The sequence below is a fragment of the Sinorhizobium sp. KGO-5 genome (genome assembly GCF_036245905.1).
Lineage (GTDB): Bacteria > Pseudomonadota > Alphaproteobacteria > Rhizobiales > Rhizobiaceae > Sinorhizobium > Sinorhizobium meliloti_A.
On the sequence record NZ_BDIZ01000001.1, the window covers coordinates 1,688,395 to 1,710,740 of the forward strand.

Below are 22,346 nucleotides of genomic sequence, written 5' to 3' on the forward strand. Positions count from 1 at the left end.
GTAGATGATCCGTTCTGTCGTGCGCGGCTTCGGGGCAGCACTGCCGAAGCGAGTGATGACCAATAAGGAAATCGAATCCAAGGTCGACACGTCCGACGAATGGATCGTGCAGCGGACCGGCATCCGCCAGCGCTATATCGCAGGCGAGGAGGAGACGAGCGCCTCTCTCGGCGAGGCGGCGGCGCGTGCGGCGCTCGCGAGAGCCGAGCTGACGCCCGACGACATCGACCTGATCATCGTCGCGACCTCCACTCCGGACAATACCTTCCCTGCAACCGCGGTGAACATCCAGAACCGCCTCGGCATGCGGCACGGTGCGGCTTTCGATATGCAGGCGGTCTGTTCCGGCTTCGTCTACGCGGTCGCGACGGCTGACGCCTATATTCGCGGCGGTCTCTCCAAACGCGCGCTGGTCATTGGCGCCGAGACCTTCTCGCGACTTCTGGACTGGACCGACCGGACGACCTGTGTGCTCTTCGGCGACGGCGCCGGTGCGATCGTCCTGGAGGCGCAGGAGGGGGCCGGCACGAAGGCTGATCGAGGCGTTCTGACGGCGCAATTGCGCTCTGACGGCGCCCACCGTGACAAGCTCTATGTCGACGGCGGGCCGTCCACGACGGGCACCGTCGGCCATCTCCGGATGGAAGGGCGCGAGGTCTTCAAGCATGCGGTCGGCATGATCACCGACGTGATCGAGGCGGCTTTCGAGGCAACCGGGACGACCGCCGACGACATCGATTGGCTGGTTCCGCACCAGGCCAACCGCCGCATTATCGACGGCTCGGCCAAGAAGCTCGGCATCCCTCTCGAAAAGGTTGTGGTTACCGTCGATCTGCATGGCAACACCTCCGCGGCGTCGATTCCGCTTGCCCTTGATGCCGCCGCCTCCGACGGCCGGATCAAGAAGGGTGATCTCGTAATGCTCGAAGCGATGGGCGGGGGCTTCACCTGGGGCTCCGTTCTTCTACGCTGGTAAGAAAATAATGAATTACGGCAGGTGCTTGACCGGAAAAGACAAGGGCAATAGTCTTCAATCGCTGATCGGCATGCCAGACATCGGTGGGGGAAGATGAGCGGAAAAACAGTAACGCGGGCAGACTTGGCTGAATCGGTTTTTCGCAAGGTGGGTCTGTCTCGCACGGAGTCCGCCGAACTCGTGGAAACTGTCATCGACGAGATCTGCAACGCAATCGTGCGTGGCGAGAGCGTGAAGCTGTCTTCTTTCGCAACGTTCCAGGTGCGCGACAAGAACGAGCGCATTGGCCGGAACCCGAAAACCGGCGAGGAAGTGCCGATTTCTCCGCGCCGGGTGATGACCTTCAAGGCTTCGAATGTCCTGAAGCAGCGGGTCCTGAAGGCGCATCTGAGCCGCAAGTCCAAGTTGAAACCGTCCAACCCGGCCGGCTGAAGCGCCGTCGACCACCACAAATGTGGTTGAAAACCCATCCATAAGCCATTGAAATAGGCATGATTCGTGTAATCATCGCCTGACGATCCGTGCGTCGCGTAGCCGTTCTTGCGCGGCGAGCAAGCGCCGCCCGAAGCATTGCCGGGAAAGTGCTTAGCGCTTTTCCGTACGGAAGTGCGGAGCTTCAAGGACTTAGAGGGTTTCAGTCTTTCCATGAAACACTGAAAGCGCTGGTCCTAGCGGCGATTTGGATGGCGGATACGCAGACAGAGGACGTAAACACGTCGCAGGAATCGGTTCAGATCCCGACGCGCCTTATGGAGATGGGGACCACATGGAGAAAAGCCCGGATGCTTTCCGCACCATCAGCGAGGTTGCGGACGAACTCGATCTCCCCCAACACGTGCTTCGTTTCTGGGAAACCCGGTTCCAGCAGATCAAGCCGATGAAGCGCGGTGGCGGGCGCCGCTATTATCGCCCCGAGGATGTCGACCTGCTCAAGGGCATCCGCCACCTCCTCTACGATCACGGCTATACGATCAAGGGTGTGCAGAAGCTTTTGAAAGCCAACGGCAACAAATTCGTCGCCGCCATCGCGAGCGGGGATCTTGCGACCGTCGAGGCGCTTGCCGCTTCCAGCAACGAAGAGCCGGCGCCGCCCAAGGCGGGCGTGGCGGAGGAGGACCAGATCGTCGGCCGTCCGAAGGCACCGGCGAGCCGGCGTTTCTTCTCTTTCGGCACCGGAGGCGACGATGCAGAGATAACCGTCGGCAAGACGTCGGTCGGCAAGGAAGACAGGGCGCTGCTGCAGGAAGCGCTCTACGACCTCCTCGAATGCAAGCGTCTGCTCGATCAGGTTCGGTAGTAGGGAAGACACGGGAAGGGGGCCTCGAAAGCAGTGCCGAGGCCCAACTCGGTCGTGATCAACTTATTCGGCCGCTTCTTCCGTCGACTGCTGTGCATTCTTCTGTTTCAGGAGGAGATCGTCAGACGTTGACTGCTCGGCCTTCGCCACGCTCGCGGTCGTGATCTCCTTGTCGACTTTGTCGATCGATGCCGTGGTATTGGAATGGCCCAGGCAATCGGCTGACGCTGCCGTCGCCGATAAAGCGAAGGCGGCTGCAAGTACGAGGATGCTCTTCATAGGGCTTCTCCTGTGGTTTGCAGGCGCAGTTTATCCAGCACGGGACATCGATCCAAATCACAAAACTGTTGTCGTGCCGCTTCCGATACAGTCGGCGGCCTCCTGTGATGGGCGAGCTCCATTTTCCCCCTTGCGCCGGGCGTGTGTTCCGACTAATGAGAGCGGGCTTGTAACCAAGCGGGTCGGAGCGTAGCGCAGCCCGGTAGCGCACTTGACTGGGGGTCAAGGGGTCGTGGGTTCGAATCCCGCCGCTCCGACCATTTCCGCTTTGGTTTCAACGCGATACGATAGGCGCCCTCGCGCAATCCTGGATCTTGGCTTTCGCGCTGATTCGTTTCCACTGCATCTTGAGCCTGCTATAGGTGATCGGATACCGGTCGCCCTTCTTCCTCCCCATCTCCTTCGAGACGGCGCTCGGTTGCGGCGTTGATCGAGCTGCGCCAGCGTGTGCTCAAGTTGCCCGGAAGTGGCAGCATCCTCGGGGCGAGGGAGGAGATAAGGACGCTGCCGCTCCGTCCGGAGACGGGCTTTAACGGTCAGCTGCAAAGATGGTTCCGAATGGCGCTTTGTGTTTTTGCTTCGGGGGGAGTAAGCCCGCTTGTTCTCACTCTGTCATCGATGTGACAACCACCTTCTGCCGAGATACTCCAAGGCCTTCAGGCGACTGTGATCGGCTCCGCGGGTCACTCCAACTGACTTCCGCCGCTGTGCCATCGTTTTCTTTGGAGTGTCAGAATCCTTGTTCTCGTCGCGTGAGGCACTTTGCTCCGGCAACGCGTAGTCGTCTCTGTCTTGCATCAATCAATTCCTAATGCGCTGGGGAGTGGGAGCCTCAGAGCTGCGGAGAAGGGACAATCTTTACAGCTCTGAGGTCATCACTCACCCAAGCGGCTGGGGGCCGCTCGACGGTGACAACTCCAATTGGTCTGAAAGGTTTCGCTCGACGGCGTGGCTAAGACCTTTGCCATCGATAAACCCGACCAAGGTCCGATATGCCGTCGGCGGGGAGCGGTGGCACGGCTATAGGAACATCGCCCTCGGGCCATGGGGCGAGTGCCATTCCCAGCCTTGAAAAGCGTGAGCCCCGGCGCTGGCAAAACAGGCGCTTTCCCTTGATTCCTGTTCCGCTGAGAGTACAATATGTCCAAGCGACGTTCGAAGCGGTTCCCTTGAATGGAACAGGGCAAATGCGCCCCAGCTAGAAGATGACACGTCGCGACCGGAGCTGCAGCAAGTCCCCCGCTGCAGCTCTATTTGTGTCGGGCCATTTTTCGGTTTGTAGGAGCGGGCTGCCGCCGTCGCCTCGATTCGTCCGGCCACCAACCCTGCCGGTCGTCACCGAGTCCCTCTTGCGCCTGCCCGGTGCGTCGTAGGACGCCTAGATGCTCCTGTTCGCCACTGAAAGCTCGCATCGCCATTTTTTGACACTAAGAGCTGGGTGCTGTCCCGACCAGTTGCTGACATACATTGCGGAGCGGAACGTGCACTGCATCAACGTTTCCTGGATCTCCAGGTGCAGGCGCTCCTCACGGCATTTTTCGGGCGCCGAAATAAGGCACACCGTTAGTACCAGTGTTACCGGTCCCATGATTGCCCCCATCCAATATAAATAGAATTATAAATGCCTAATAAAGTGTAATGGAATGTACTGAACGTCTGTGGCCAAATCTGGGCTGATTCGATCCTATGGCTGCTGTCGGCGCCGCTGCGCTGCCATTCGCCGATAAACCTCTTCCGTCTCGTCGAGCATGCGTTTCAGTGTAAAACGGTCCCGGCGTGCCGAAGCCGCGCTGGCAAGGCGTCGAAACATATCCGGGTCGGCCGCCGCTATCATCGCTTTTGCAAGCGGTGAGGCGTCCTCGCTGTTCGGAACGACGTAGCCGTTCTCTCCGTGATCGACGGCCGTTCTGGCTCCGCCGACGTCGGAAATGATGATCGGCCGGCCGGCGGCGGCGGCTTCGAGCATCACATAGGACATTGCCTCGTAGCGGCTCGGCATGACGAGGAGATCGAATGCGGGCACCGCCTGAGGGCCCGTAAAGGCCGAGGTCAGATGGATGCGGTTCTGCAAACCGCTTGCGGCGATCGCGGCGCGGACCTCTTCCTCCAATTCTCCCGATCCGACCAGCACAAGGTGACCGTTCCTGATCGCCGTCGCGGCCTTGCCGAAGGCGTTGATGAGACGCTCGGGGGCCTTTTGCGCCGAGAGCCGGCCGATGAAGCCGTAAACGAAGGCGTCAGGTGGAATGCCGAAGCTGGCGCGCACCGTCTGCGCCATGCCGGTCGAGGGGGTCTCGACGCCGTTGACGATGACGGACATGCCCTGTCTCGAAATGCCGATCGACAGCGCATGGGCGAGTTCGTCACCGGAGACAGTGACGAGGTGATCGGTGTAGAAACGGGCGAGAAGCGCCTCGATGGCTCCGTATATCACCCGGCCGCTGCGGCCGAGCGTCGGATCCATCGTCCTGAAGGCATGCGGCGTGTAGACGCGCGGCACGTGCCTTCCCGGCAGGCGCAGGCGCGTCAGGGCCCCGGCCTTGGAACTGTGCCCGTGAACGACGTCGAAGGGCCCGGCAGTGCGGATGATGCGATTTATGGCGCGAAAGCAGGACCAGTCGGAGGGGGCGGGCGCCCGGCACATGCCGACGGCGTGAATGGCGGGAAGGCCGAGTGCTTGGAGTTCGCGCACGAAACCGTCTTCGGCCCGAACAGGAGAATAGATCGCTTCGACATGATGACCGCGCGCATGCATGCCGCGGCAGAGATCGAGAAAGTGGCGTCCGGACCCGCCGCCGCTGGGTTCCAGTACCTCGAGCAGGCGCAGAGGGGCGTCGAGCGGCTCGCTACCCGTAGTCATGCGGTCGTTCCGGAACGGATCTGCCTTCTATGGCGATATTCCAGCGCGGCGCACCCCCAGAGAATGCCGAGAAGCAGGTAGAAATGGCGCCAGTGGTCGGTGTCGATCACGTTGCCGATGCCGACATGGCCGATAAGCGTGATCCAGGCGATCATCAGATATGGTTGCCACGGCCTCTCGAGCAGCAGAAACCGGAAGCCGAGCGACAGCGTCCAGAGGATGAGCGTGACATAGGCGACGAAGCCGAGCCATCCATAGGATGTCAGGCTCTTCAGAAGCACGTTGTGCTCGTCTTCAGGGAACATGGTGCTGAACACCATGGGGCCGATGCCGAGCGGCTTTTCCATGGCCATCAAAAAGCCGATCCGGTGCCGGTCGAAACGCCCGAGATGTCCGCCGTCATAATCCTGAACGAGCTGCGTGCGGCTCGAGAAGAGAGAGGCAACCTGGTCAGATTGCAGGGCGACCACGAGTGCTGCCACCACGAACAGGGCGCCGGAGAGGGTCAGCACGAGAATCCGGAGGCGGAAGAGACCGCTGCGCTGCTTAAGCAGCATGACGAAGACGAAAGCGACGACGCAGAAGAGGTCGAGAGCCCAGGCCGCCCGCGAGAAGGAGAGGAACACGCCGAGCGTGAGCACCAGCAGCCCGGCGATCTTCAAGGGCGCCCGGCTGATCGGCTGCGTCAGCAGGCCGTGAAGGAGGTAGAGGGTGGGGGCTACGAGGAACGGTCCGAAGACATTCGGGTCCTGAAACGCTCCCTTTGCCCGATCATACAGCGTGAAGTTCGCCGCACCCGGTATCGCGCCGAAATAGCCGAGGATGCCGAGGAGGGCGGTGATGACTGCGGCTGCCACCCAGGCGTTGAGGATGAGCGGCAGGCGCTGAGAGCTCTCTTCGATGATGGCCGCAAAAAACACCGCCGTAAGGCAGAGGAAGCCGGTAACGGCCATATACATCGGACCGGTCCCAAGGTCGGCCATCACCGTCAGCGACAGGATGCCGCCGATCATGAACAGGGCGAGAAGGACCGTGAGCGGAGCCGTGGCACGGGAGATCCTGAGGCCGAAAAGCGCCCAGAGGCCGATGAGCCCCGCCATGAAGATCTCGTAGGGCGCGGGCTCGGCGATGACGAACCCGGACAGGAAGACGCCGATCGTCACCAGGCAGGAGCCGACGAGCGAAATCGCGGCAAGCTGCGGGCGAAGGATAGCCGGCCGCGATGCGGTGACGGCGGTCAATAGGCGTTTTCCGTGTTCAGCAGCCGAAACGGCGTGAGGATGAGAATCTTCAGGTCGAGCAGCAGCGACCAGTTCTCGATATAGTAGAGGTCGAATGCCGTTCGGAACCGTATCTTTTCGTCGTTGTCGATCTCACCGCGCCAGCCGTTGATCTGTGCCCAGCCCGTCACTCCCGGCTTGACGCGATGGCGGGCAAAATACCCTTCGACGACATCGGAATAGGTTCGGTCCTTCGTCTGCGCGAGCACGGCGTGGGGACGTGGCCCGACGAGCGAGAGCTCGCCTTTCAGCACGTTGAAGAACTGGGGCAATTCGTCGATCGAAGATTTGCGCAGGAAGCGTCCGACGGGGGTTACGCGAGGATCGTTCTTGGTTACGGCGTTGCGCGCGGTCGGGTCGCTCATATGCGTGTACATCGAGCGGAACTTGTAGACCTCTATGGTCTCGTTGTTGAAGCCGTGGCGGTGCTGCTTGAAGATGATCGGACCGGGCGAGGTGACCTTCACCGCGACGGCGGCAGCGAGCATGACGGGCCAGAGCAAAGCGAGCGCCACGAGACTGAAAAAGATATCGAAGCAGCGCTTGGCGACGGAATCCCAGTCGGCGATCGGCTTGTCGAAGATGTCGAGCATCGGGACCTGCCCGACATGCGAATAGCTGCGTGGGCGGAAACGGAGATTGTTGGCGTGCGCCGCGAGCCGGATGTCGACCGGAAGCACCCACAGTTTTCTGAGGAGTGCGAGGATGCGCTTTTCCGCAGTCAGCGGCAGCGAGATGATCAGCATGTCGATGCGGGCGAGACGGGCGAATTCGACCAGTTCGTCCACCGTCCCGAGTTTCGGATAGCCGGCAATCACATTCGGGGACCGGCGCTCGTCTCGATCGTCGAAGATCCCGCAGATGCGGATGTCGTTGTCCGGTTGATGCTCGATCTCCCGGATCAGGTCCTTCGCGGGCTGCCCGCCACCGACGATGACGGCTCGCCGTTCCATGGTGCCGTTTCTCGACCAGTGACGGATCGAATAGGCGATGAATGCGCGCTCCGCGACGAGGAAAAACCCGCCGGCGAGGAACCATGCGCCGATCCAGAACCGCGAATAGAGGTGGCCCGATTTGAGAAAGAAAAGGCCAAGCGCAATCACGCCGAACGCAGCCGTCCAGGCACCGAGGACGCGCGGCGTCATCCTCAGCCAGGCGCGCAGTGCCGGCACCTGGTAGGCGTCGGCGACCTGCATGGCGGCAACGGCGAGCGCCGGCCCCCCGGCGAGGATGAGGAGATAGACCGGCAGTTGTTCCAGCGCCGGCGCGACATATTGTGCATTGATGCCGTAGCCGATGGCAAAAAGTGCGCAGAAGTCGAGAAGCCGGATAAGTCCGGTGATCATCGCCGGTGTGTAGGTGTCTGCACGGAACTGAAGGGCGATCTGCCTCGCCAGCGGGTTGAGCCCCGCATTTCCCCCTGTCCCGTCTTTTTGTTCGGTGGTGGTCTTGCGGATCTCCGCGACCTTCTTGCGAAGCGCTTCGGGGTCGAAGGTCTCTGGCCTGTCAAACTGGTTCATGGTCGCTTTCCGGCGCTGAAGTCCTCCGCCCGGATAGCAGAAAGCCACTAAGAAACGCTTACGTTGTACGCAGCCGCCCCTGCGGTACAAGCGATTCCTCGGTGAGGTCTCGATAAAGCTGCATCACGTGTCTGGTCATCACCGATGCGGCGAAGCGGGATTTGAACCGGTCCGCGTCGGGCATCGTCCGGGCAGCCCAGCCGGCGTCCAGGATGGCGTCTGCCATGAGGCGGGCAAGCGCCCCCGCATCGCCGGGCTGGACGAGCGCCTCGCTGTCGGACCCGAGAACCTCCGGGATGCCGCCGACGCGGGTCGCGATTACGGGCTTTCCGGCGGCGAGCGCTTCCAGCAGGATATAGGGCATGGATTCCGCGCGGGAGGGAATGACGATCTTGCGGGCCAGAGCGAAAGCCTCGCGCGCCCTCATTGCCGGCAGCAGCCGGACGCGATCGGCGAGACCCATGCGCAGGGTCATTTCTTCGTATTGCCTCTGCTGCGGGCCATCTCCGACCATCAAGGCGGAAAGCCTGCGGCCGGCGATCTCTTCGGCTGCGGCAAATCCTTCGATAAAAAGATCGGGACCCTTCAGGTCCCGCATCATGCCGATATAGAGGAAATCGACAGCGCCCGGTCCCGTCGCGACCGGTTCGAATTCCGCATCGTCGATGCCGTTATAGATCAGCTCGTTGCGCGCCAGTGGAGGGCCGACCCTGGCGCCGTAGGTGCGGCGTTCGTATTCACAGACGAAGACGAGGGCGTCGGTCAGGCGTTCCTGCAGGCGCTCGACGCGCAGAATGAGCGAACCAGCGAGGGACCGGCGCTCGAAGTGAAGGCTGCCCCCATGGGGCGAATAGAGGCGGGCTACGCGATACTTGTTGACCCGCAGGGCTGAACCGACGATGCGCGCCAGCACGCCGCCCTTGGCGCCGTGGCCGTGCAATACATCCGGTTGCAAACTTCTGATTTCCTTGTAGCCGCGCCAGAGCGCCGCGGCGTCCGATGCCCCGATCGAACGATGGATCGGAACACGGATGATGCCGAGCGCCAGATGCGGGCGAACTTCTTCGAAGAGCGCGTCCTCGTGGGCCCCGCCGGTGGTGCTGTCGCAAAGGATTCCGACCTGATGTCCGGCATTCGCATGCGCTTCGGCAAGATCGCGCACGTGCCGGAATATGCCGCCGACCGGGGATCTAAAGCAATGAAGAATGCGCAAGGGGCGTTCGCTCATGGCGATCAGAACAGTCGTTCGCGTATATAGACGGTGTCGCCGGCGAGAACCGGGTCGGTCACCGGAACGCGTCCGGTGATGATGCGGCCGTTGATCTTGCGGGTTATGTCGGCGGTCGCCTGGTTGGCGCGTGGCGTGAAGCCGCCCGCGACGGCGATCGCATTCTGTACCGTCATCCCCGGAACGTAGGCGTATTGGCCGGCCTGTCCCACTTCGCCCATGATGAACACGGAGCGGTAGCGGTCGACCTCGATGGTGACGTCCGGATCCTTGAGGAAGCCCTGGCGCAGCTTCGCCGCGATCATCCCCTCCAGTTCCGGAAGCGTATGCCCGCGCGACGGGACGGCCCCGATCAGCGGGAAGGCGACATAGCCGGCCTGATCGACCGTGTAGCTGCCGCTGAGGCTTGCCTGTTCGAAGACGTTGATGCGCAGGCGATCGCCGCTGTCCAGCCGATAGGGCTGCACCGTGGCCTGGCTGAAGCCCTTGGGGGCGGGCTGGTAGTTCGTGCAACCGCCGACGAGCGCCGACAGGATCGCCACGGCGAAGACGCTTGTTCTCTTGTTGGCTGCGGTCGACATGCGGTCAGGGGCTCCGGAAACGATCACCGTTGGCCGATGTTATCGATCCGTTAGGGTTAATGGCCGGTAAATCCGCCACGAGAATTTCCCGCATCGAATGCCCTTCCCGTCATGGCGCATGCCACCCTCTGGTTGCAGCGGAAATTAACCCTTGGGTTACCATGTTCGTTTACCTTCCCGCCAAACGAGAAAGCTTTGGAGTGCAGGCATGTCGGGCATCGGCGGACAGCAGGATGTGGATATCGATCTCGGCGGGCTTTTTCGCGCCATCTGGCAACGCCGCGTGCGGGTGCTGCTCGCCACGGTCGGGGCCGCTGCCGTCGCCTTCGCGGCTGCCAAGATGGTCGATCCCGATTACGAGGGCGAAACGCGCGTTCTGATAGAGTCGCGTGAGCCGGAGTTCAGCGGCACCAATCAAGTTTCGCAGAATGGCTCCGACCGGATGTTCGACGAGTCGGGCATCCTCAGCCAGGTGCAGGTCCTGCGTTCGGCGGACCTTATCAAGCAGGTCGCGCGCAACATGAAGCTTCACGAACTCGACGAGTTCGATCCCTCGGCACGGCCTTCTGCCGCGTCCGATCTCCTGGTGATGCTGGGTCTGAAGAAGAATCCTCTCGATTTGCCGCCGGAAGAACGGGTGCTGAAGGAGTTCGAAGAGAAGCTGCAGGTCTATCAGGTCGAAAAATCGCGTGTGATCGCCATCGCCTTCACCTCGAAGGACGCGAAGCTCGCAGCCGCCATTCCGAACGAAATGGCCAATGTCTATCTTTCGTTGCAGAGCGGAGCCAAGCTCGACTCGAACTCCGAGGCGAGCCGCTGGCTTGAGCCGGAGATCGCCAACCTGCGCGAGAAGGTGCGCGAGGCGGAGGCGAAGGTCGCAGGTTACCGCGCCGAGTCTGGCCTGCTTCCGACCGGCGAGACGCAGAATTTTGCCACGCGCCAGCTTACCGACATTTCGACGGAGCTTGCACGGGTGCGGTCGGAGCGGGCGAACACGGCTGCACGCGCCGAGGGTATGCGGACGGCGCTCGCCGACGGCCGTCCGGCGGACACGCTTGCCGACATCGTCGGTTCGCCGATGATTCAGCGTCTCAAGGAGAACCGCGCCAACGTCCAGGCGCAGATCGCCGACCTGTCGACGACACTGCTCGACGGCCATCCGCGGTTGAAGGGGCTCAAATCCCAGCTCGAAGGGATCGAGGGGCAGATCCGGTCGGAGACGCGGAAGATTCTTGCGAGCCTCGAAAATGAGGCGAAGGTCGGCCAACTGCGCGAGCAGCAGCTCGTTCAGCAAATGAACACGCTCAAGGCGCAATCGGCGCAGGCGGGCGAGGAGGAGGTCGGGCTCCGCGCGCTCGAGCGCGAGGCGACGGCGCAGCGCCAACTGCTCGAAACCTATCTTGCCCGATACCGCGAGGCGACGTCGCGTACCGTTGCGAACGCAACTCCGGCCGATGCACGCGTGATTTCGCGCGCCGTGGTCCCGACCGCCCAGAGCTTTCCGAAGGTGCTGCCGATCACGATCGTCGCTGCCTTTGCAAGCCTCCTGGTCAGTTGCGTCGTCGTCATGCTTGGCGAACTTTTCAGCGGCCGGGCGCTAAGGCCGGTCTCGCTCCCCGAAGCACCGGCCCCTGGTCAGCCCGCAGAAATGCCTTCAGTCGCTGGCGTGGTCGAAGAAATTCCCGCACCTGTCCTCGTCCCGGCGGAACCTGCGCCTGAGGAAAACGACGCCGATGGAAATGCGGCATCGAAGCACGATTTTTCGATCGAGTCGGTGGCCGAACATCTTCGTTCCAATGGCGTGCGGATTGCGGTCTCGGTATCCCCGGGCGGCGACGAGGGATCGACGGCCACCGTGATGCTGGCGCGCGTTCTGGCCGAGGACGAGCAGAAGGTCGTGCTGATCGACCTTTCCGGTTCGGCCTGTCCGACGCGGCTCATGGCACAATCGCAGGACCTTGCCGGGGTTACGAATCTGCTCATGGGCGAAGTCGCCTTCTCCGAGTCGATTCACTCGGACAGGTTGTCCCAAGCACATATCATACCCCATGGCGACGCCGATCCTCATGCGGCGATGCGCGGCATCGACCGGCTGCAGATCATCATCGACGCGCTCGCCAACGCCTACGATCTCGTCCTGATCGAATGCGGGTCGGCCGATGCGGAGGCCGTCGCCAAGGTGGCACGGCACGAGGGCACCGAGATCATTCTGTCGGCACCGTCGATCAGCGACGACCAGATCGTCGAGATGCTGTTGAGTTTCGGGGAAGCCGGATATCGCGACGTCGTGCTGATGACCGGGAAGGGGCAGGACGGCCCCGATTTTCCCGACCGCCGCGCTGCATAACGTCACGGTTCATCCGCGCTTGAAGCCGATGCCTGCCGCCGCTGCCGCTGCCGTTGAATGAAGGCATAAAGCGTTTCGTTGGCCTTGACCAACCGTTTCGCCCCGGCGATCGCCCGGAAACCGCCGGCGGCCAGCCGACCGCGGAACGTGAGGGGCAGAACGATGTCGCGCAACGGGGTTTCCACCGTGCACCACGACCGCTTGTAAGGCTGGTCGCCGATGCCGAAGTCGAAGACGGCGACGCCTTCCGCGCAGAGGCGCTCGATCATTCTGTAGAACAGCAACTCGCCCGGGCTGGCGTCCGCGGCGATTTCCTCGTCGATCGAACCGAACTGGCAGATGACGTGGTCGCCCTTACGCGAGAGACCGGCGACCGCGAGAATTCGGCCGGCATATTCGCCCCTCAGTCTTATCGCATTGAGTTCGAGGAGGGGCTCGGGCGCCCCGGCATCGATCAGCGCATGGAAAAAGGCGCGCGTCTCGGCATCACGAAAGGCATCCGGCAGGCCGAGTGTCTCGAAGCGGGCGGCTTTCTGGCGGAAGAAAGTCTCGAGCAGGGCGTGGGCCTCCTGCGTTTCGCGAGCGATAACATAATCATAGCCGCCAATCTCGGCGAGGCGCCTTTCGGATATGCGCATCTTCTTGCGCCGCCGCTTGGCATTGATCTGGGCGAGTGTGTGCTCGATCGTGCCGAGAAGCGGCAACTGGAAGGAGGCGTTCGGGTTCTCGATGCCGGCCAGAGCGGCGAGGGGGTGCGGCGCGCCGCGCCAGATCTGCGGCGTCCGGTCGAACACGATCACGTCCGCGAAACGGCGGAGCTGGCGACCGATGCCGCCGGTGAGCGCTGCCGTGAGCTCCGCAGCGGGCGCATTGTCGATGCCGGGGCCGAACAGGCCGGTGTTGAGATTGCTGTGCTCCGAGCCGACCAGGCGCGCCGCGCGGAAAAGCCGGCCGCGTTCGATCTCGAACGGGAGGAGAAAAAGCGGCTCCCTGCCAGCCGCACCACGAACGATCAGCAGTTCGCTGCCATGCGTCTTTGTCCACGCCGCACACCAGTCGAAGCTCTGGTGCAGCGAATTGCCGCTGCTTCCGTCAAGAACGCGCCATTCCGCTTCGATCTCGTCCATGTCCGCGTGGACGGAGATGGTGATCCGGCCGGCAGCGCTGCCTTCACGGGCTACGCTCCCGGCCGAAAGATACCGTCCGGCGCTGGCTTCCGGCGAAAGGGTGAAATCGGAACTTGCCATCATTGTCGATCCGCATGCGTGATGCAGCCATTGAAACGGGAATTCGGATAGATCTGATTAATCCGGCAGGCACGCGCGTGCCCGGCAGACAACAGGGTTAGGAGAATATGAAGCCGGAACAGGCGGCCGCTGGAAATGCTCGCAAAGCGGCCGGTAGAATTCAGTCGAGGAATCCGGTCGCGAGCGCCGTTGCCCATTCGGCGCGGCCGCGTTCGGCCGCGAGGAGCGACGCCGCCATGTGATCGTAGCCGACACAGCGGAAGGTGACGTGCCAGTCGCCTGATGCCATCTCGACGATGGCGTAGCGGGCATCCGGCGAACCGGTTTCGACCTTGTGCGCGACTGGCCGGTCGTCGCCATAGGCCGGGCATCCGACACTGCCCGGATTGACCAGGAGCCGCCCGCCCGAAAGCCGCAGGGCACGTTGAACATGCGTGTGGCCGCAGAGGATTACGGGGTGCTCGATGTCGTCGGCAAAGCGCTCGATCTCCGCGCGCCGCGCCATGTGAACGATGCCGTCGCCCGTCAGCGTTTCCATCCAGTAGGCCTCGTCGCTAGCCGGCGTGCCATGGCAGAGAAAGAGAGCGTCCCGGTAGACGAGGGTCGCCGGCAGAGCGGCCAGCCAGTCGAGGTGGCGCTCATCGAGTTCGTCATGGGCGGAGCGGTCGGACAATCCCATGCGGGCAGGGTCGAGCGTGAGAAGATAGCGGTCATGATTGCCGCGTATCGCAGCGGTACGGCGGCGGATCAGGATCTCCGCTGTCCGCGCGGCATTCAGCGGGCCGCTCAGATGATCGCCAAGATTGACGATCTCGTCGATGCCCTGTGCATCGATGTCGGCAAGCACGGCCTCGAGCGCGAGATCGTTGCCGTGAACATCGGAAATCACCGCGATTCTCATGCTCGGAAACCTCAGTGATCGGCGGCGGGTTTTTCCATCCATTTGATGATCAGCATGGCGGGAAGGACCCACAGCAGGCCGGTGAAGAAGAAATAAAGCAGATGCACCCACCAGGGAGACGCGCCGAGCAGCAGGGAAGCAAAGGTAACGGCCGCAAGTGCGTAGACGACGACGAGGATGATGAGCAGGACGGTACCGATCAGTTTTCGGAGGCGTACGGGCATTTTTCGATCTTTCGGTGGCGGCAGCGTTGGCACTCGGGCGCGCCCGCGACGGCATGCCGCAAAGGGTTCGGCCTTGTTTTGCACGGCACTCTGGTGCAAATCAACGGCTTTGAGACCGTCCTGACCGGCAATGCCGGCACAGCGGTACCGTTTCCGGCGACAGATGAGGAAGTGCCATGGCCCACGCCGAATTGGCAACAGAACAGATGCTGCTCAAAGAGATCGGCAGAACCGAGCGCAACCGCCGGCAAATCCGCGGCTGGCTCGCCGCCGTTCTCTTCGCTCTGTTTGCACTGGTGCTCGTCGGAGGGGCGACGCGACTGACCGAATCCGGCTTGTCGATCACCGAGTGGAAACCCGTCCACGGCGTCATACCGCCGCTCTCCGCGGAGGAATGGGAGGAGGAATTCCGCCTCTACCAGCGCATTCCGCAATATGAGCAGATCAACAAAGGCATGACGGTCGACGAGTTCAAGACCATCTTCTGGTGGGAATGGGCGCACCGGCTGCTCGCGCGCGGCATCGGCGTGATCTTCGCTCTGCCGCTCTTCTTCTTCTGGATCACGGGGCGGATAGAGCGGCGTCTGCGGCTGCCGCTTCTCGGAATCCTGGCGCTCGGCGGTTTTCAGGGCTTCATCGGCTGGTGGATGGTATCCTCCGGTCTGGCGGAACGGACTGCAGTCAGCCAGTACCGGCTTGCCACGCATCTGACCATCGCCTGTCTGATCTTTGCCGCCTGCATGTGGATTTACCGGGGGCTGTGTCCGCATTCCGACGACGCGCATCCGACGAAAAGGTCGCAAGGCATGGCGGCGGCCATCGCGATCATGAGCCTCTTCCAGATCTATCTGGGCGCGATCGTCGCGGGTCTCGATGCGGGTCTGAGCTACAACACCTGGCCGCTGATGGACGGGGCGATCGTGCCGGGCGGTCTGTTCGTGCAGCAGCCCGCCTGGATCAATCTCTTCGAAAATCCGAAGACGGTGCAGTTCGTCCACCGTCTCGGCGCCTATCTGCTGTTCGCATTGGCGCTTGGGCACATGATCGCGTCCCTCCGCGCCGCGCCGGAGACGACACATGCCCGCCGCTCGGTGCTCCTGTTCGCGCTGGTGACGGTGCAGGCGGCAATCGGCATCACGACCTTGCTACTGCAGGTACCGATCGGCTGGGGCGTATTGCATCAGGGCGGCGCCCTCGTCGTGCTCGGCTTCGCGATCGCCCATTGGCGCGGTTTCGTCGGCACCTATCCGACAGACACGGCGATAGAAATGCGCGACTGATTTGCCTGCGATCGAACGAACGAAAACCCCGGCAGGAACGCTGCCGGGGTTTTCGTCTCGACTCGCCGTGTCAGGCGGACAGCATCAGGTCCATGTTCTGGACGGCGGCGCCCGAGGCGCCCTTGCCGAGATTGTCGAGCAGCGCGACCAGATTGACATGCGCTCCACCCTGGGTACCGAAAACGAAAAGCTTCATGGCGTCGCTGCCGGCGAGCTCCGTCGCATCGATCCGGGCGAGCTTGGCGCTCTCCTCAAGCGGCACGACGTCAACGATCGACTGTCCCGCATAATGGTCGACGAGGGCCCGATGGATCGTTTCCAGCGTTGCACCGGCTGCCAGGTCCTCGAGATAAAGCGGCACCTGCACGATCATCCCCTGCGCGAACTTGCCGACGGAAGGGCTGAAGACCGGCGCGCGCTCGAGAAGCCCGTGCATCTTCATTTCCGGCACGTGCTTGTGCTTCAGCGTAAGCCCGTAGAGGAAATGCGGCGCGTCGATGTGGTCCGGATTCTTGTCGTCCTCCATCTGCGCGATCATCTGCTTGCCGCCGCCGGTATAGCCGGAAACCGCATTGACGGTGACGGGATAGCCGTCCGGCAGGATACCCGCCTGGCGCAGAGGGCGAATCAGGGCGATCGCTCCGGTCGGGTAGCAGCCGGGATTGGCGACATGGCGTGCGTCGCGGATCCGCTGGGGCTGCGCCTTGTCCATCTCGGCAAAGCCATAGGCCCAGTCGGGCGCGACGCGATGCGCGGTCGACGTATCAATGACGCGGACGCGATTGTTTCCGGCAACCATGGCAACGGCCTCCCGCGAGGCGTCGTCCGGCAGGCATAGGATGGCGATATCGGCGCTGTTCAGGAGATCCTCGCGCATCGCTGCATTGCGTCGCTCCGCTTCCGGAATGGACAGGAGTTCGAGATCCGTACGGCCGGCCATGCGCACACGGATCTGCAGGCCCGTCGTGCCGTGTTCGCCATCGATAAAGATCTTCGGTTTCATGATTTTCCTGCTCCTGCAGTCCGTTAGCGGCGTTTCCGGAATCAGTCTGGCATAGAATTGAATCAATTTCTTGGGTGCGCGCCGCCGCTTCGATCAGCCGCGCCTCTCCGCCAGCCACTCGGCACGCAGGCCCAGCATATACATGGCGATGGTCGAGCCAGCAATGGCGGTGAGGTCCGCGTGGTCGTAGGCAGGCGCCACCTCGACCACGTCGCTTCCGGCGATATGAAGCGCGCCGAGTTTGCGCAGGACCGATAGTATCTTGGCGCTTGACGGGCCGCCGGCCACGGGGGTGCCGGTGCCGGGCGCAAAGGCCGGGTCAAGGCAATCTATATCGAAGGTCAGATAGGCGGGGCGGCTGTCGACATGGCGGATGATGGTATCGGCGATCTCCTCGGCGCGCATCTCCTCGAGCTCGTCGCCGTAGACCATCCGAAGGCCGCAATCCTCCGGAGCATGCGTCCGGATGCCGATCTGGATCGAGCGTTCCACGTCGATCAGTCCCTCGCGTGCCGCGCGGCCGACGAAAGAGCCATGATCGATGCGGCCTTTCTCGTCCGGCCAGGTGTCCTGATGGGCGTCGAACTGGACGAGGGCGAGGGGTCCGTGCAGGGCTGCATGGGCCCTGAGGATCGGATAGGTGACGAAGTGGTCGCCGCCGAGGGTCAGCAGGTAGGCGCCGGACTTCAGGATTTTCGACGCCTCGCGCTCGATCGTCTGAGGAGTCTTCGCATGGTTGCCGTAGTCGAGCAGGCAATCGCCGTAATCGATCGTCGCCATGTCGGCAAACAGGTCCCGCTGGAACGGATATTGCGGATCGTTGTCGAAGATCGCCGATGCGCGTCGGATCGCCTGTGGCCCGAAGCGCGCGCCGGGGCGATTCGACGTCGCCGCATCGAACGGGATTCCCCAGACGACCGCCTCCACACCCTTGAGCTCTTTGGTGTATTTCCGCCGCATGAAGGAAAGGATGCCGGCATGCGTCGGATCGGAGGCCGCCGCCGTCAGTGATTTTGCAGTGATCGCGTGGTCGATCGACTTGTTGGCCATGCTGTTCTCCCGACAGGTGTGCGGGACGTTGGCCAATCGGTCGGGGCAAGGCAAGAGCCCGGCGTCAAAATCATGTGCACGGGGACGCTATGGATGCACATGAAAAAAGGCCGGGACGAGCCCGGCCTTCGAAAGTGCAGTCTGCAAGCGATTAGCGCTTGGAGAACTGGAACGAACGACGTGCCTTGGCACGACCGTACTTCTTGCGCTCGACCACGCGGCTGTCGCGGGTGAGGAAGCCGCCGCGCTTCAGAACGGGACGCAGGCCCGGTTCGAAGTAGGTGAGGGCCTTGGAAATGCCGTGACGAACGGCACCGGCCTGGCCGGAAAGGCCGCCGCCGGCAACGGTCGCGTCGATGTCGAACTGGCCGTCACGGGCTGCCGCGACGACCGGCTGCTGCAGGATCATCTGCAGAACTGGACGGGCGAAGTAGTCCGAGAAAGGCTTGCCGTTGATGGTGATCTTGCCGGAACCGGCCTTGATCCAAACGCGGGCGACGGCGTCCTTGCGCTTGCCGGTCGCATAGGAGCGGCCCTGGGCGTCGACTTTCTTGACGTGAACCGGAGCAGCCGGTTCCGCGGTCGTGGCGATTTCCTTGAGAGCGGAAAGGTCAGCCATTATCAGGCGCTCCTTGTGTTCTTGCTGTTCAGCTTGGCAACGTCGAGGACGGCCGGCTGCTGTGCTTCATGCGGGTGGTTCGAACCGGCGTAGACACGCAGGTTCTTCATCTGGCGACGGCCGAGCGGGCCGCGCGGAACCATGCGCTCGACGGCCTTCTCGATGACGCGCTCCGGGAAGCGACCTTCGATGATCTGGCGCGCGGTGCGCTCCTTGATGCCGCCGGGGTAACCGGTGTGCCAGTAGTACTTCTTGTCGGTGTACTTCTTGCCGGTGAGGACGGCCTTCTCTGCATTGATGACGATGACGTTGTCGCCGTCGTCGACATGCGGCGTGTAGGTGGCTTTATGCTTGCCGCGCAGGCGGTTTGCGATAAGGGAAGCGAGGCGACCGACAACGAGGCCTTCGGCGTCGATGATGATCCACTTCTTCTCCACCTCTGCAGGCTTCTGAACGAAGGTTGCCATATCTAAACTCTTTCGTTTGGACCCGGAACGAAGCCGGGCGTTTCTTGTTGCTTGCTTTGACCTCGATGAGGGCAAAAAAGAAGGCGGCCCAATCGGACCGCGATCTGGGGCAGCTTATAAGTAAGCTCGCCATCAAGGTCAAGGCCGACTTTCCGTGCGTCGTGAAAGAAGATGAAGCGAATTCAGATAGTTACCAGTGTGGTATTATTATACCACACTTCAACGGGGCGGAATCGAATAGGTCGCCGTCGCATGCGCGATCAAATCGGGACTTGCTACCGTCTTTATCGAGGCGTCGAGAACGGCCAGCCGTTTGCCGAGTTTGAGAATCCGGCAGGTACATTCGAGTGGTTCCGGTTCCGGCTTGCGCAGGAAGTTGATGTTGAGGCTGGTGGTGACGGCAAGCGCGACCGGACCGATATGCGCGATGAGCGCGATATAGGCCGACACGTCCGCCAGCGCGAAGAGCGTCGGGCCCGAGACCGTACCGCCCGGACGGATGTGGCGCTCGTTGGGGTCGAGCCGCATCGTGGCGAAGCCCGGTCCGGTCTCGGTCACCGCGAAGACCTTTCCGTCGGTGTGGACCTGCGGAAAATCGGTGTCGAGAAAGCGGTTGAGCTCCTCGACGGTCATGACCGGCTGCAGGGTCATCGCGTTCTCTCCCGTGTTACTTGCCTCGGTTGCACCCGTTACAAAACGTCCTGGAGCGCGCCGTGCAAGCGGGAAATTGGTCTAAGGCAGTCATAGGTCAGTCGGGAGCGCGGGGTTGAAAGAGCGGCGACGGCGGCGTACCACGACACGAACTTCGATATGGGAGAGAGCCATGGCGGACGTCGTTTCATTCAGGAAAGAAGAGTCGAACGGACCCTTGCTGCGCGAGTTCGATGGCCCGGTCCTGCGGCTTACCCTCAACAATCCCCCGGCAAATGTGCTTTCGATCGCCCTGATGGAAGCACTGCTGGCGGCACTCGAAGAAGCGGCCGTCTCGAAGGAGATCAAGGTCGTCGTCATCGCGGCGACCGGGAAGCTCTTCTCCGCCGGCCACGATCTCAAGGAAATGACCGCCCACAGGGCCGACGCCGACGGTGGCCGGGCGTTCTTCGAGCGAACGATTCGCCTCGCAGCCGAAGTCATGCTGACGATCACCAGGCTGCCGCAGGCGGTCATCGCCGAAATCGACGGCCTTGCGACCGCCGCCGGGTGCCAGCTGGTCGCCAGTTGCGATCTCGCGATCTGCACCGACACGTCGACCTTCTGCACCCCCGGCGTGAATATCGGTCTTTTCTGTTCTACGCCGATGGTCGCCCTGACGCGCGCTGCCCATCGCAAACAGGCGATGGAGATGCTTTTGACCGGTGAGACGATCGATGCCGGGACAGCGAAGGAGTTCGGTCTCGTCAACCGCATCGTCCCACAGCAATATCTGCGCCAGGTCATCGACAAATATGCATCGATCATTGCCTCGAAGTCGCCGCAGGCGCTGAAGATCGGCAAGGAGGCTTTCTACCGTCAGACGGAAATGCCGCTTGCCGACGCCTACGACTTCGCTGTCGGCGTGATGGTCGAGAACATGCTCGCCCGCGATGCCGAGGAAGGTATCGGTGCCTTTCTCGGCAAGCGCATGCCGGAATGGAAAGAGGAATAGTGCATGTCGCCCAAAAGTGTGCAGCGGTTTTGGGATAACGACATGCAGTAACGAGCGCGACGCGCTTTAGGTCCTGGGCCTCAGGCGAGCCTGAGGAGCAAGGCACCGAGTGCGATGATGCAGGCGGCGATGATGCGCCAGGCGCTGACGCGCTCTCCGAGGAACACGACGGAGATGACGACGGCGAACAGGATCGCCGTTTCGCGGAGGGCGGCGACGGTGGCGACCGGGGCTTTCGTCATCGCCCAGAGCGCAAGGCCATAGGAGCCGATCGATCCGGCGCCGCCGACAAGCCCGCGCCACCAGTGACGGCTCACATGCCGCGCGACCGGCTTGACGCCGCGCCGGGCGAAGGCCCAGCCGAAGAGCAGGACCGGCGGCAGCAATGCCATCCAGAGCGTGTAGGATATGGCATTGCCGGAAATGCGGGCGCCTATCCCGTCGACATAGGTATAGCTCGCGATCACGCAGGCATTGAGCAGTGCCAGAACGATGGCGTGCCTGCCGCCCTTGCGGGATTCGAAGGCGAGCGTGAGCACGCCCGCGGAGATCGTCATGATGCCGGCCATCGCGCCGCCGCTCAGTTTCTCGCCGATGACGAGGCTGCTCGTCGCCGCGACGAGAAGAGGAGCGACGCCGCGCATCAAGGGATAGACCAGCCCGATGTCGCCTGCGCGGTAAGCGGCTGCGACCAGCTGGAAATAGGCGAACTGGAAAAGTGCCGAAACCAGAATGTAGGGCACGGCCTCGGAACCGGGCATCGGGAGGAAGGGCAGGAAGGGGAGCGCCACGACCGCGCCGCCAAGCGACACCATGGCGGCGTCGAGCGATTTTTCCGTGCCGGCCTTGACGAGCGCGTTCCAGGTCGCGTGCAGCAGCGCTCCGAGAAGTACGAGCGCAATGACGTCCGGCGGCAAGATGAACCTCGGCGGGGTGATTGGGCGGGAAAGCCGGTTGTGGGCTCGCATTTGCCGAAATGCAACCGGAATTACAGACCGATCGCAACGAAACGGTGCAAATGCATGGCCGGGGAAGGTGCCTTGGTTGACTCGCGGCCGCTCCACGCCAACTATCGCTCCGCATGATAAACATGCGCGGACAACAAGCATGCACCACGATGCCTACCCGGATTATTATCTTGCCGACATCCTGCGCGAGACGAAGACCATCGCGCTCGTCGGCGCTTCGCCGAAGCCGGAGCGGCCGAGCTATCGCGTCATGGCCTTTCTTCTGCGCAAGGGATACCGCGTCATTCCGGTCAATCCCGGCCATGCGGGCGGTGCGATTCTCGACCAGCCGGTTGTAGCGCGCCTCGCGGATATAGGGGAGGCGATCGACATGGTCGACGTCTTCCGTGCGGCTTCGGCCTTGCCTGCGCTCGTCGACGAGATCCTGTCGCTGCCGGCCCTGCCCAAGGTTATCTGGGGACAACTGTCCGTCCGCGACGATGCAGCTGCGGCCAAGGCCGAGGCCGCAGGCATCAAGGTCGTCATGGACCGCTGCCCGGCAATCGAATATCCGCGACTGATCGGTTGATCGTTA

General features: G+C 62.5%; 24 protein-coding genes and 1 tRNA gene. 8 read left to right on the forward strand and 17 right to left on the reverse strand.

Annotated features, from left to right (window positions below; translation table 11 throughout):
- The first annotated feature begins 4 nt into the window (after positions 1-4).
- The 3 genes from BHD07_RS07990 (at position 5) to BHD07_RS08000 (ending at position 2,273) form a co-directional block, all read left to right on the forward strand.
- Positions 5-976: a beta-ketoacyl-ACP synthase III gene (locus BHD07_RS07990; protein WP_100672166.1), complete on the forward strand. Its 972-nt coding sequence runs from the start codon at positions 5-7 to the stop codon at positions 974-976.
- A 93-nt stretch (positions 977-1,069) separates the two neighbouring features.
- Positions 1,070-1,408, forward strand: a complete 339-nt coding sequence (locus BHD07_RS07995) for an integration host factor subunit alpha (RefSeq protein ID WP_003529278.1) — start codon at positions 1,070-1,072, stop codon at positions 1,406-1,408.
- A 334-nt stretch (positions 1,409-1,742) separates the two neighbouring features.
- Positions 1,743-2,273: a MerR family transcriptional regulator gene (locus BHD07_RS08000; RefSeq protein WP_324763211.1), complete on the forward strand. Its 531-nt coding sequence runs from the start codon at positions 1,743-1,745 to the stop codon at positions 2,271-2,273.
- 63 nt (positions 2,274-2,336) lie between these two features.
- On the opposite strand, the gene BHD07_RS08005 is transcribed toward BHD07_RS08000, so the two are convergent.
- Entirely contained in the window at positions 2,337-2,552 is a 216-nt protein-coding gene (locus BHD07_RS08005) for a hypothetical protein (RefSeq protein ID WP_100672168.1), read from the reverse strand.
- Positions 2,553-2,735: 183 nt separating this feature from the next.
- On the opposite strand from BHD07_RS08005, the gene BHD07_RS08010 reads away from it, so the two are divergent.
- A tRNA-Pro gene (locus BHD07_RS08010) sits at positions 2,736-2,812 on the forward strand.
- Positions 2,813-3,164: 352 nt separating this feature from the next.
- Here BHD07_RS08010 and BHD07_RS08015 read toward each other — a convergent pair.
- The 7 genes from BHD07_RS08015 to BHD07_RS08045 all read right to left on the reverse strand — a co-directional run bounded on the left by BHD07_RS08015 (position 3,165) and on the right by BHD07_RS08045 (position 10,021).
- Complete coding sequence (locus tag BHD07_RS08015; RefSeq protein WP_100672169.1) at positions 3,165-3,350, reverse strand: hypothetical protein; 186 nt, start codon at positions 3,348-3,350, stop codon at positions 3,165-3,167.
- Between the two features lie 580 nt (positions 3,351-3,930).
- The gene (locus tag BHD07_RS08020; protein ID WP_018094813.1) at positions 3,931-4,140 is read right to left on the reverse strand and encodes a hypothetical protein; all 210 of its coding nucleotides are present in this window, start codon (positions 4,138-4,140) and stop codon (positions 3,931-3,933) included.
- Between the two features lie 96 nt (positions 4,141-4,236).
- Positions 4,237-5,412, reverse strand: a complete 1,176-nt coding sequence (locus BHD07_RS08025) for a glycosyltransferase family 4 protein (RefSeq protein ID WP_338278931.1) — start codon at positions 5,410-5,412, stop codon at positions 4,237-4,239.
- Positions 5,409-6,653, reverse strand: a complete 1,245-nt coding sequence (locus tag BHD07_RS08030) for an O-antigen ligase family protein (RefSeq protein ID WP_100672171.1) — start codon at positions 6,651-6,653, stop codon at positions 5,409-5,411. The genes BHD07_RS08025 and BHD07_RS08030 overlap by 4 nt, the downstream gene beginning before the upstream one ends.
- Entirely contained in the window at positions 6,650-8,212 is a 1,563-nt protein-coding gene (locus tag BHD07_RS08035) for an undecaprenyl-phosphate glucose phosphotransferase (RefSeq protein ID WP_338278934.1), read from the reverse strand. The genes BHD07_RS08030 and BHD07_RS08035 overlap by 4 nt, the downstream gene beginning before the upstream one ends.
- 58 nt (positions 8,213-8,270) lie before the next feature.
- Positions 8,271-9,440, reverse strand: a complete 1,170-nt coding sequence (locus BHD07_RS08040; RefSeq protein WP_100672173.1) for a glycosyltransferase family 4 protein — start codon at positions 9,438-9,440, stop codon at positions 8,271-8,273.
- A gap of 5 nt (positions 9,441-9,445) precedes the next feature.
- Positions 9,446-10,021, reverse strand: a complete 576-nt coding sequence (locus BHD07_RS08045; protein ID WP_018094818.1) for a polysaccharide biosynthesis/export family protein — start codon at positions 10,019-10,021, stop codon at positions 9,446-9,448.
- Between the two features lie 208 nt (positions 10,022-10,229).
- Between BHD07_RS08045 and BHD07_RS08050 the strand changes: the two genes are divergently transcribed.
- Positions 10,230-12,368, forward strand: coding sequence for a GumC family protein (locus BHD07_RS08050; protein WP_338278937.1), 2,139 nt, complete (start codon positions 10,230-10,232; stop codon positions 12,366-12,368).
- A gap of 2 nt (positions 12,369-12,370) precedes the next feature.
- On the opposite strand, the gene BHD07_RS08055 is transcribed toward BHD07_RS08050, so the two are convergent.
- The 3 genes from BHD07_RS08055 to BHD07_RS08065 form a co-directional block, all read right to left on the reverse strand.
- Positions 12,371-13,618, reverse strand: a complete 1,248-nt coding sequence (locus BHD07_RS08055; protein ID WP_100672175.1) for a GNAT family N-acetyltransferase — start codon at positions 13,616-13,618, stop codon at positions 12,371-12,373.
- 157 nt (positions 13,619-13,775) lie between these two features.
- A complete protein-coding gene (locus BHD07_RS08060; RefSeq protein WP_100672176.1) occupies positions 13,776-14,516 on the reverse strand; it encodes a metallophosphoesterase family protein in 741 nt (246 codons plus the stop codon).
- A gap of 11 nt (positions 14,517-14,527) precedes the next feature.
- Positions 14,528-14,740, reverse strand: a complete 213-nt coding sequence (locus BHD07_RS08065; RefSeq protein WP_003529239.1) for a DUF2842 domain-containing protein — start codon at positions 14,738-14,740, stop codon at positions 14,528-14,530.
- Positions 14,741-14,916: 176 nt separating this feature from the next.
- Between BHD07_RS08065 and BHD07_RS08070 the strand changes: the two genes are divergently transcribed.
- A complete protein-coding gene (locus BHD07_RS08070) occupies positions 14,917-16,020 on the forward strand; it encodes a COX15/CtaA family protein (protein WP_100672177.1) in 1,104 nt (367 codons plus the stop codon).
- A 70-nt stretch (positions 16,021-16,090) separates the two neighbouring features.
- Here the strand turns inward: BHD07_RS08070 and argC are convergent, their stop codons facing one another.
- The 5 genes from argC to BHD07_RS08095 all read right to left on the reverse strand — a co-directional run bounded on the left by argC (position 16,091) and on the right by BHD07_RS08095 (position 19,810).
- Entirely contained in the window at positions 16,091-17,023 is a 933-nt protein-coding gene (gene argC, locus BHD07_RS08075) for an N-acetyl-gamma-glutamyl-phosphate reductase (RefSeq protein WP_338278941.1), read from the reverse strand.
- A gap of 93 nt (positions 17,024-17,116) precedes the next feature.
- Positions 17,117-18,073 carry an agmatinase gene (gene speB, locus BHD07_RS08080; RefSeq protein WP_100672179.1) on the reverse strand — a complete coding sequence of 319 codons (957 nt, stop codon included), beginning with the start codon at positions 18,071-18,073 and terminating at the stop codon, positions 17,117-17,119.
- Positions 18,074-18,224: 151 nt separating this feature from the next.
- The gene (gene rpsI / locus BHD07_RS08085; RefSeq protein WP_003529231.1) at positions 18,225-18,692 is read right to left on the reverse strand and encodes a 30S ribosomal protein S9; all 468 of its coding nucleotides are present in this window, start codon (positions 18,690-18,692) and stop codon (positions 18,225-18,227) included.
- A gap of 2 nt (positions 18,693-18,694) precedes the next feature.
- Positions 18,695-19,159: a 50S ribosomal protein L13 gene (gene rplM, locus BHD07_RS08090; protein WP_018094825.1), complete on the reverse strand. Its 465-nt coding sequence runs from the start codon at positions 19,157-19,159 to the stop codon at positions 18,695-18,697.
- A 219-nt stretch (positions 19,160-19,378) separates the two neighbouring features.
- Positions 19,379-19,810, reverse strand: coding sequence for a PaaI family thioesterase (locus BHD07_RS08095; RefSeq protein ID WP_018094826.1), 432 nt, complete (start codon positions 19,808-19,810; stop codon positions 19,379-19,381).
- Between the two features lie 172 nt (positions 19,811-19,982).
- On the opposite strand from BHD07_RS08095, the gene BHD07_RS08100 reads away from it, so the two are divergent.
- Positions 19,983-20,804: an enoyl-CoA hydratase gene (locus BHD07_RS08100; protein WP_100672181.1), complete on the forward strand. Its 822-nt coding sequence runs from the start codon at positions 19,983-19,985 to the stop codon at positions 20,802-20,804.
- A gap of 80 nt (positions 20,805-20,884) precedes the next feature.
- Here BHD07_RS08100 and BHD07_RS08105 read toward each other — a convergent pair whose 3' ends face one another.
- Positions 20,885-21,721: a DMT family transporter gene (locus BHD07_RS08105; RefSeq protein ID WP_018094828.1), complete on the reverse strand. Its 837-nt coding sequence runs from the start codon at positions 21,719-21,721 to the stop codon at positions 20,885-20,887.
- A 190-nt stretch (positions 21,722-21,911) separates the two neighbouring features.
- On the opposite strand from BHD07_RS08105, the gene BHD07_RS08110 reads away from it, so the two are divergent.
- Positions 21,912-22,340, forward strand: a complete 429-nt coding sequence (locus BHD07_RS08110; protein ID WP_100672182.1) for a CoA-binding protein — start codon at positions 21,912-21,914, stop codon at positions 22,338-22,340.
- Positions 22,341-22,346 lie beyond the last annotated feature (6 nt).

Coding starts and splice junctions, on each gene's coding strand:
- BHD07_RS07990 (WP_100672166.1), top strand. CDS start 5: ATGATCCGTTCTGTCGTGCGCGGCTTCGGGGCAGCACTGCCGAAGCGA.
- BHD07_RS07995 (WP_003529278.1), top strand. CDS start 1,070: ATGAGCGGAAAAACAGTAACGCGGGCAGACTTGGCTGAATCGGTTTTT.
- BHD07_RS08000 (WP_324763211.1), top strand. CDS start 1,743: ATGGAGAAAAGCCCGGATGCTTTCCGCACCATCAGCGAGGTTGCGGAC.
- BHD07_RS08005 (WP_100672168.1), bottom strand. CDS start 2,552: ATGAAGAGCATCCTCGTACTTGCAGCCGCCTTCGCTTTATCGGCGACG.
- BHD07_RS08015 (WP_100672169.1), bottom strand. CDS start 3,350: ATGCAAGACAGAGACGACTACGCGTTGCCGGAGCAAAGTGCCTCACGC.
- BHD07_RS08020 (WP_018094813.1), bottom strand. CDS start 4,140: ATGGGACCGGTAACACTGGTACTAACGGTGTGCCTTATTTCGGCGCCC.
- BHD07_RS08025 (WP_338278931.1), bottom strand. CDS start 5,412: ATGACTACGGGTAGCGAGCCGCTCGACGCCCCTCTGCGCCTGCTCGAG.
- BHD07_RS08035 (WP_338278934.1), bottom strand. CDS start 8,212: ATGAACCAGTTTGACAGGCCAGAGACCTTCGACCCCGAAGCGCTTCGC.
- BHD07_RS08040 (WP_100672173.1), bottom strand. CDS start 9,440: ATGAGCGAACGCCCCTTGCGCATTCTTCATTGCTTTAGATCCCCGGTC.
- BHD07_RS08045 (WP_018094818.1), bottom strand. CDS start 10,021: ATGTCGACCGCAGCCAACAAGAGAACAAGCGTCTTCGCCGTGGCGATC.
- BHD07_RS08050 (WP_338278937.1), top strand. CDS start 10,230: ATGTCGGGCATCGGCGGACAGCAGGATGTGGATATCGATCTCGGCGGG.
- BHD07_RS08055 (WP_100672175.1), bottom strand. CDS start 13,618: ATGATGGCAAGTTCCGATTTCACCCTTTCGCCGGAAGCCAGCGCCGGA.
- BHD07_RS08060 (WP_100672176.1), bottom strand. CDS start 14,516: ATGAGAATCGCGGTGATTTCCGATGTTCACGGCAACGATCTCGCGCTC.
- BHD07_RS08065 (WP_003529239.1), bottom strand. CDS start 14,740: ATGCCCGTACGCCTCCGAAAACTGATCGGTACCGTCCTGCTCATCATC.
- BHD07_RS08070 (WP_100672177.1), top strand. CDS start 14,917: ATGGCCCACGCCGAATTGGCAACAGAACAGATGCTGCTCAAAGAGATC.
- argC (WP_338278941.1), bottom strand. CDS start 17,023: ATGAAACCGAAGATCTTTATCGATGGCGAACACGGCACGACGGGCCTG.
- speB (WP_100672179.1), bottom strand. CDS start 18,073: ATGGCCAACAAGTCGATCGACCACGCGATCACTGCAAAATCACTGACG.
- rpsI (WP_003529231.1), bottom strand. CDS start 18,692: ATGGCTGACCTTTCCGCTCTCAAGGAAATCGCCACGACCGCGGAACCG.
- rplM (WP_018094825.1), bottom strand. CDS start 19,159: ATGGCAACCTTCGTTCAGAAGCCTGCAGAGGTGGAGAAGAAGTGGATC.
- BHD07_RS08095 (WP_018094826.1), bottom strand. CDS start 19,810: ATGACCCTGCAGCCGGTCATGACCGTCGAGGAGCTCAACCGCTTTCTC.
- BHD07_RS08100 (WP_100672181.1), top strand. CDS start 19,983: ATGGCGGACGTCGTTTCATTCAGGAAAGAAGAGTCGAACGGACCCTTG.
- BHD07_RS08110 (WP_100672182.1), top strand. CDS start 21,912: ATGCACCACGATGCCTACCCGGATTATTATCTTGCCGACATCCTGCGC.